Below are 8,411 nucleotides of genomic sequence, written 5' to 3'. Positions count from 1 at the left end.
ATTACCTGAAAATTCCATCTAAAGGAATAAAACTGACTCAATGCACCTTGTGGACCTCCCTGAAGGTATAAAAGCGTAGGATATTTTTTTGTTGCATCAAAATTGGGCGGAAAAATCACCCAAACGAGCATTTCTTTACCATCTGTAGTTGGTACCCACTTTTTTTCTACTTGACTAAGGGAAATTGAATTGTAAACAGCCTCGTTTACCTGCGTAATCTGGTTCCATTCTTTGTTCTTTAGATCCAACGAAAAAATCTCAGTGGCATGATTAAAGTCGGTTCGTGTAAGGATGATATTGCCCCTTGAAAAACCTACAATCCCGGTGATATCAAAACTACCCTTGGCAACTTCTTGGACCACGATAGCTCTTTTGGTGTTACCGGGAAAATTGACTTCAAACAGATTCACGGTTCCGCCCGAAGGCGCTACAAAATAAATACCGGATCCATCGGGCTTCCATTTAAAAGAATTGACAGTTCCATCCCAGCCTGCCGTGAGATTCATATCCATGCCATTGTGCCTCACTATGAGATCGTTTTTGTCACTTTCATAACCATCACGCTTCATTTGCAACCAGGCTAAATTCCCCTTGGAAGAAAAGGCAGGGTATTTGTCATAGCCCGGATTGTTTTCGGTTAGGTTTTTGGTTTCTTTGGTCTCTAAATCATATTCATAAATATCAGTATTTGTGCTGTTTACATATTCAGTTCCGGTGAGTTTTTTACTGACATACAGTATTTTGGTTCCGTCTGCATTCCAGGTGTAATCTGAGCTTCCACCAAAAGGTTTTTGTGGCGTATTGTAAGGCTCATTTTTCATTATGTCAGTTCCTTCCTCCTCACCCACTTTTTTATAGAACACATGATTGAATTCACCGGTATTGTATGTGTCCCAATGGCGGTAATGGAGGGCATCATAGATCAACACATTGGATTCGTCCATTTCTTCATAGTAATCTTTACCCAGGACTTTCTGAAGTTTTACTGCCCGATGATACAGTTCGTGTTTTCCGTCAGGCGAAATCTTTGGGTTGTCGATGAGCTTACTATAATCCTGAAGTTCGGTAGAAGTTCCACCGGCAAGCGGTATTAGATATGTTTTACTTGAAAAGTCATTGTTTTCAACCGAAGGAGTGGTCACTCTATAGACTAAAGATTGATCGTCTTTAGTGATTCCAAGTGGTGATACCCTGCCCAGTTCCCAAAGTTTTTGAGGTGTCATTACCTCTTGCGCATTTAAAAAACCGATGCTGAAAACTACTAGTAAAAAGATGCTGAAATTTTTCATGGTATACATTTGAATAGCGAAATTGAACAAGCACTAAAAGTAATTAAAAAAAATTAATTAAATTTGATAGGAACTCAGAACAACTCCCCTGTATATATCCCCAGAATAATTAAAAAGTAATTGCCGCAGTATTAACTACTTTATTGTATTGGTTATGCGATTGGTAAATTACACGGCTTTTAAAATCACCCTTGTTTTTGTAATGGGAATCCTATGTAGTCATTATATAGGAGTTTCAGAGCCCACGATATTCAAAGTTTTAATAGCTTCTATTTTTTTATTGATCGTTTTCTGGTTCAGAGCTCGTTTACAATTATTTCAAGACATACTTTTTGGACTTTTTGCTTATGGAGTTCTCTTTTTCTTAGGTGCTTGGTTGTATCAGTATCATCAGCCGATAAATCATCCTTCACATTACAGTTTTGTTCAAACAGATTCTACCCCTTTACTCAAACTAAAGATTAAGTCACAGCTCAAACCCGACCTGTACTACAACAAATACATTGCATCCTGTAAAACTTTCAATGAGCAAGCTGCTACAGGTGATTTTTTAGTGCTGGTTGTAAAAGACAGCTTGTCAAAAAGGTACCAAGTCGATGACTTGATTTTGGTAAAAACCCCGATCGAAGCTGTACCGGTAGTTAAAAACCCTTATCAGTTTGATTACGGAGCTTATTTGAAACAATTGGGGATTTACCATCAATTAAAAATAAATTCGTCAGAGGTTTTAAAGCAAGCAAAAGGCAGCATTACCTTAAGGGGAATTGCGGGGAGTGTGAGAAACCGTATTAACACACAATTGAATACTAATGGATTTTCAGGCAATGCACTCATACTCATCAACGCCTTACTTCTTGGACAACGACAAGACTTATCGCCTGAGATTTATGCAGATTTTGCAGCCGCGGGCGCTGTGCATATCCTGGCTGTTTCTGGTTTGCACGTGGGGATAGTAATGTTGTTTTTTCAGTTTTTGTTCAAGCCTGTTGAACGTTTGCGCTATGGCAAATCAGTCAAAGTTATGCTGGTGGTAGCCTGCCTATGGGGGTTTGCACTCATTGCCGGCCTGTCACCATCAGTATTGCGGGCAGTACTGATGTTTTCTTTTTTAACCTACGCCATGGAAGCCACTCGTGAAACAAGCACTTTCAACACCATGCTTGCTTCTGCCTTTGTATTGCTGGTTATAGATCCCAATTTGGTGTTTCATATTGGATTTCAAATGAGTTATCTGGCTGTTTTTGCAATCATTTGGATCAATCCGTTATTACAAAGATATTATAGTCCGAAATATTATATTGACAAAAAGATCTGGGAAACAATCACGGTGACTACTGCTGCACAAACAGGTGTCGCAGTTTTAAGTATTTATTACTTCAACCATTTTCCAGGATTATTTTTTATTACCAATCTGGTTATTTTACCCTTTTTAGGAATTGTTTTAGGAACCGGAATCTTATTGATAATTGGAAGCCAGTTTACGAGAATTCCCAACTTGATTGTTGAAGCCTACACAAGCCTACTTGAGTATAAGATTGATTTCATCAAATGGGTAGCAAAGCAGGATAACTTTTATTTTGATGGCCTAAGTCTTTCTATTACGGAAGTGATAGTTCTATATTTGGTGATTGTTGGTTTTATTTTAATGTTTCAGCGTACCAACCATAGCCGGATTGTGTTCTTTCTGGTTTCTGTGGTCATTTTACAAACAGTTTATATGTATGAAGTATACCGAAGTTCTTCACAGGAACTGGTGATTTTTCACAAAAGCCGATTTAGTATCATCGGTATTAAAAACGGAACCGACTTACAAGTACAAACCAATTTAGATTCTTCCAAAGTTTTTGAAGAACGACTGCTGGAACGATATATCATCCATTCATCTATCGAAAAGGTATCACGGGATTCAGTATCAAACTGTTTTAAATTCAGAGATCTTCGGTTTTTGGTAATAGATAGTTTGGGTGTTTATCCAACAGACGCAAAAGGGACAGACGTGGTGATTTTGAGAAACAGTCCAAAAATCCATTTGGAGCGCATGTTGGATTCCATTCAACCCGGAAGAATCATTGCAGACGGTAGTAATTACACATCCTATGTAAAGCGTTGGCGGGAGAGCTGTAAAAAAAGAAAACTCCCTTTTCACCATACGGGTACTGAGGGAGCTGTATTATTTAAATAAGAGATGTTTTATTGAAACGTAGGTTTAAAGTTTTTTTGATATTCGTTCCAGGCAGCTGAAGTAGTAAGCTTTTTATAATCATCGGTCGCCATCATTTTAAGGAATATTTCCAGTTGTTGTGGGGTTCTGTACCCTGCCACAGCTTGAATAAATGTACCTTTTTCGTCAAAATACGCCAGACTTGGATATCCGGTTACCTTAAGTGCTCTTGTGAATAAATGTGTTGCATTTCTGCCTTTCCTTCCGGGTTGATACTGGGGGTTTGTATAGGTAAACCCATTGTAGGTCACTTCTTCATTCCCTTCAGCATTGAACTTTACAGGATAGAAATGTTTATTGATGTAGTTGATAACATCTTTATTTGAAAAAGTATTCTTATCCAGCAATTTGCAGGGACCACACCAAACTGTGTAGACGTCTACAAATATTTTTTTGGGTTCTTCTTTTTGAGCTGCAAGAGCTTCATTCATTGACATCCATTTTATTTCTTGACCATTACTTAGAGTGATTGTGAAAAAAAATAATACTGTAAATAGGATTTGTTTCATTGTTCTGTTTTTTGTTTGGTTGAAAAATATTCAACCTTGAATCTTAGTATTCAAAAAGCGTTCCAAATATATGAAACGCTTTTTAGAGATAAAAACTTGTATGAATTCTTTAACGGATTCCGTGCATCATTTTTATGAGTTTACCATTCAGTAATAACATCACTATACCTGCACCAATGGGTACTAATGTAAATATCATAAAGAAGGTTGCCATGGAATATTTTGCAACGATGACATCGATGTAACTTCCTGTAAAACCTCCCAGTAAGTTTGCGAAGAAACTGGATACAAACCAAATTCCAAACATCAATCCGACCAGTTTTTTTGGTGATAGTTTACTTACATACGACAAGCCAACCGGCGACAGGCACAATTCTCCTAATGTGTGGAAAAGATAAGCCAGCACCAAAAAGATCATACTAACTGCAGCCGTTGAAGCGCCCTGTGGGATTGAGAGCGACCCATAGGCCAGAATTCCAAACCCTAAACCGAGTAAAATAAGTCCGACAGCAAATTTTACGGGACCTGAGGGGTTGTATTTACTTTCCCAAAGCTTTGAAAACAGGGGTGCAAATGCGATGATAAAGAATGAATTTAAGATTCCAAACCAGGAAGCAGGCACTTCAGATTGCTCTGAATTGAATTCGCGGTATAACATCCAGATGACAATGGCCCAAATAATCACAAAACTGATTCCCAGAAAAATATTTGATAGTCCATATTTTTTAAATGTTTGTTTGAAAAGCATGATTAACACCCAGGTAATAATCACCAGAGGAACGACAGTTAATAAGGTGTTGAATATTTTAAATATTAAGGCCCCGTTATCTACCAGAACACGATCAGTGTAATCCTTTGCAAAAATGGTCATCGAGCCTCCGGCCTGTTCAAACGCCCACCAGAAGAAAATGGTAAAGAATGCAAATATTCCGATCACTTTAAGACGGTCATTGCTTACATTTTTGGGTACTTCAACTTCTTCAACATCGGGGTTTTCATCTTCCTGAATATCCACTCCTGGAGCACTGTCGATAAAGCTGTCTGTTTTGGCAGGTTTCAATCCAATTTTACCGAAAATATTTTGCGCATAATAAAACTGCAGCATACCAAAAAACATAAAAATACCAGCCAGACCAAAGCCCCAGTGCCAGCCTACTTTTTCACCAATGTAACCACAAAGCATAATGCCCAGGAAGGCCCCGGCATTAATTCCCATATAGAAAATGGTGTATCCGGCATCTTTTTCTTTACCTTCAGTTTTGTATAACTGACCAACAATCGATGAAATATTTGGTTTAAATAGTCCATTTCCAACAATTAACAAGACGAGACCCAAATAGAAAAAAGGATCAGCAAAAACTTCAAATGCCATCGAAAGATGCCCTAAGGTCATAATGAGTGCACCTAAAAACACCGCTTTTCGATACCCGGTTATTTTATCGGCGATGAGCCCACCCAATATGGGAGTAATATAAACCAATGAGGTATACCATCCATAAAGGATTAAGGCATCTGCACGATCCCAGCCCCATCCTTCATCAAGTACAGAAGAAACTAAGAACAGTACTAACAGGGCACGCATTCCATAATAGGAAAAGCGCTCCCACATTTCTGTAAAAAACAAAACAAACAATCCTGTTGGATGTCCAAGTACTGTTTTTTGATTGTCAATCGAACCTCCAAATTTAAATTCCATATAATTTCAGTTAATTAGTTAATATTCTTTTTTATAGGTTTTGTAAAATAAAGTTTGTCATTTTATTGTATAGGTGCAAGCGGGTCTTGCCACCGTAAATTCCGTGATTTTTATCAGGATAGATAGCCCATTCAAAATCTTTGTTGGCTTGTACCAATTCTTCTACCAGTCGTGTGGTATTTTGCACGTGCACATTATCATCAGCACTTCCATGGACGAGCAGATAGCTCCCTTCCAGTTTATCTACATGAGATATGGGAGAGTTTTTGTCATAGCCATCAGGGTTTTCCTGAGGCGTTAACATGTAGCGTTCTGTATAAATAGTATCATAAAACCGCCAACTTGAAACCGGAGCCACAGCAATTGCCAGTGAAAAGGTATCTGCTCCCTGAAAAAGGGCATTTGAAGACATAAAACCGCCATAACTCCAGCCCCAGATTCCAATGCGATTGGCATCAATATAGGACCTGCTACCTAAAGCCTTGGCAGCATCAATCTGATCGATGGTTTCATATTTACCCAACTCTTTTTGTGTCATTTTTTTGAAGTCACGTCCCTTTAATCCGGTGCCTCGTCCATCTACACAAGCAATGATATAGCCCTGCTGTGCCAACATTTGATGCCAGTAATCATTGGTTCCGTTCCATGTATTTGTAACTGATTGGGACCCGGGTCCGGAATATTGATACATCAACAAAGGATATTGCTTTTCAGAATCAAAATCTAATGGTTTAATTACATACATATTTAGCTCTTCACCATTGATTGTGATCGTTGAAAACTCTTTTGGTGAAATTTTATAGCCGTTCAGTTTTTTTGTAAGCTCTGTATTTTCTTTGATGACTCTGATTTGCTTCCCGGTTGCAGCATTTCTTAACGTATACACCGGTGGTGTAGTTGTATTGGAAAAAGTATGAATAAACAAACTGAAATCAGCACTGAAGGAAGCTTCGTTTCTTCCGGGGTTTGCAGCCAACGCTGTTTTTCCATTTCCGTTTAGTTTAACTGAATAGACCCCTCGGTTGATACTGCCGTTTTCAGTGCTTTGATAAAAAACTCGATTGGTATTTTCATCAAAACCATAGTAACGGGTAACTTCCCAGTTTCCATTTGTGATTTGGTCACGTAGTTTTCCGGATTTATCATAATGATAAATATGGTTCCATCCACTTTTTTCACTGGTCCAGATAAAACTGTTATCATCTAAAAAGGTCAAATCGTTTGTAACATCCACATAAGCAGCGTCTGTTTCTTTCAGAATGCGTTTTGAGGTATTGTTTACAGCATCCACAATAACCAGATCGAGCTGATTTTGCTTTCTATTGGTGAGCTGGACACTTAAACTATTTTGTTCATTGGTCCACTGCAATCTGGGAATGTAGTAACTTTCATACTCAGAAAGATCAACCTGAGAGGTTTTCCCTGTATTGAGGTCATAAATATGAAGAGAAACCTCGGCATTTTTTTCACCGGCCTTTGGGTATTTAAAAACTTCCTGTTTTGGATATAAGTCACTTCCATAAACATCCATTGAAAATTCGGGAACTTCAGTTTCATCAAACCGGATATAGGCTATTTTATCACTGCCTACATTCCAATCAAATGCCCTAACAAAGGCAAATTCTTCTTCATATACCCAATCTGTAATTCCGTTGATAATATGGTTTTTCTTTCCATCGAAACTGATTTGAAACTTTTCGCCGGTAATTAAATTCTTAACAAAAAGGTTGTTTTCAAACCCATAAGCTACTTTCGTTCCGTCAGGTGAAAACATTGGTTCCTGAATTTCGTTGTCTGAAACCAGTGTGAGCTCATTGTTTTCAAGATTGAATACATAGTATTTACCCAATGTGGATCTTCTGTAGATTGATTTCAGTGAAGTAGCAATCAATAGTTTTTTTTCATCCTTACTAAAGGTGTATGAAACAATTTGGTCAATTGCATCCAAACTCACAGAATTCACCAGGGTTTTTACCTTTTCGGCTGTGTTGTAGTCATAGACATCAATTGTAGAAGCCCTGTTGCTCCGGTCATAATTTAAAACCGTATATTGATTTCCATTTTGCAGTGAATGCAGTCGTTCCAGACCTTGGGTACTGAATTCGCCACCCCATATTTCTTCAAGGGTGATGGTTTTTAATTGAGGATAAACAGCTGTAGTAAAGAGTAATAATAGGGGGATAATCGCTTTGGAAAAACGCATAGGTTCTTTATTAAAAAAATTGCAAGGTCAAGTTTACTAAAAAATCTCCAAAAAATAGCCATTTTTATGTGTTAAATGTGATTTTAATACTGATGAAACTTTATTCGGCATCCGGAGGTCAGAATTCAATTTCAGAATAATCATTTGATGTTTCTTAAATTTTATCTTTGCAGAGAGAAACTTTCAAGAATTATGTCAAAACCTGTCAGCGGATTTTCAAAACTCAGTAAGCATCAAAAAATTGATTGGCTTATTACACATTATTTTAATGAGGATGCATCGTTTAAAGAAGTACTGCTGGCTTATTGGAACAGCAACCATAAATTGCAGCAGCTTCACGATGAGTTTATTGAAAACACCATTAGCAATTTTTATTTACCCTTTGGGGTTGCCCCCAATTTTTTAATCAACGGACGTTTATTTACCATTCCAATGGTGATTGAAGAAAGTTTCATCAGTATTAAAATCACATTTAACACATAAAAATGGCTAT

The 8,411-nt window shown here is 37.7% G+C and carries 6 protein-coding genes; 2 read left to right on the top strand and 4 right to left on the bottom strand.

Going from position 1 to position 8,411, the window contains the following annotated elements; genetic code table 11:
- Window positions 1-1,289 (bottom strand): S9 family peptidase (locus AACY61_RS04750; protein WP_339610440.1); only part of this gene is annotated, 1,289 nt, incomplete at its 3' end.
- A gap of 154 nt (window positions 1,290-1,443) precedes the next feature.
- Between AACY61_RS04750 and AACY61_RS04745 the strand changes: the two genes are divergently transcribed.
- On the top strand, window positions 1,444-3,471 hold the full coding sequence (locus tag AACY61_RS04745) for a ComEC/Rec2 family competence protein (protein ID WP_339610439.1): 2,028 nt from the start codon (window positions 1,444-1,446) through the stop codon (window positions 3,469-3,471).
- Between the two features lie 8 nt (window positions 3,472-3,479).
- Here the strand turns inward: AACY61_RS04745 and AACY61_RS04740 are convergent, their stop codons facing one another.
- From AACY61_RS04740 to AACY61_RS04730, 3 genes are all read right to left on the bottom strand, one after another.
- Entirely contained in the window at window positions 3,480-4,019 is a 540-nt protein-coding gene (locus AACY61_RS04740; protein WP_339610438.1) for a thioredoxin fold domain-containing protein, read from the bottom strand.
- A gap of 109 nt (window positions 4,020-4,128) precedes the next feature.
- On the bottom strand, window positions 4,129-5,715 hold the full coding sequence (locus tag AACY61_RS04735) for a peptide MFS transporter (RefSeq protein ID WP_339610437.1): 1,587 nt from the start codon (window positions 5,713-5,715) through the stop codon (window positions 4,129-4,131).
- 31 nt (window positions 5,716-5,746) lie between these two features.
- A complete protein-coding gene (locus AACY61_RS04730; RefSeq protein ID WP_339610436.1) occupies window positions 5,747-7,918 on the bottom strand; it encodes a S9 family peptidase in 2,172 nt (723 codons plus the stop codon).
- A gap of 192 nt (window positions 7,919-8,110) precedes the next feature.
- Here AACY61_RS04730 and AACY61_RS04725 point away from each other — a divergent pair, with 192 nt between their 5' ends.
- Window positions 8,111-8,401, top strand: a complete 291-nt coding sequence (locus tag AACY61_RS04725) for a hypothetical protein (RefSeq protein ID WP_339610435.1) — start codon at window positions 8,111-8,113, stop codon at window positions 8,399-8,401.
- Window positions 8,402-8,411 lie beyond the last annotated feature (10 nt).

Origin of the sequence: uncultured Planktosalinus sp., assembly GCF_963973675.1 — a bacterium.
Lineage (GTDB): Bacteria > Bacteroidota > Bacteroidia > Flavobacteriales > Flavobacteriaceae > Planktosalinus.
This window is presented reverse-complemented; position numbering and strand designations above follow the sequence as displayed.

Excerpts from the sequence above, each read along its gene's own strand:
- AACY61_RS04745 (WP_339610439.1), top strand. The coding sequence starts at position 1,444 with ATGCGATTGGTAAATTACACGGCTTTTAAAATCACCCTTGTTTTTGTA.
- AACY61_RS04740 (WP_339610438.1), bottom strand. The coding sequence starts at position 4,019 with ATGAAACAAATCCTATTTACAGTATTATTTTTTTTCACAATCACTCTA.
- AACY61_RS04730 (WP_339610436.1), bottom strand. The coding sequence starts at position 7,918 with ATGCGTTTTTCCAAAGCGATTATCCCCCTATTATTACTCTTTACTACA.
- AACY61_RS04735 (WP_339610437.1), bottom strand. The coding sequence starts at position 5,715 with ATGGAATTTAAATTTGGAGGTTCGATTGACAATCAAAAAACAGTACTT.
- AACY61_RS04725 (WP_339610435.1), top strand. The coding sequence starts at position 8,111 with ATGTCAAAACCTGTCAGCGGATTTTCAAAACTCAGTAAGCATCAAAAA.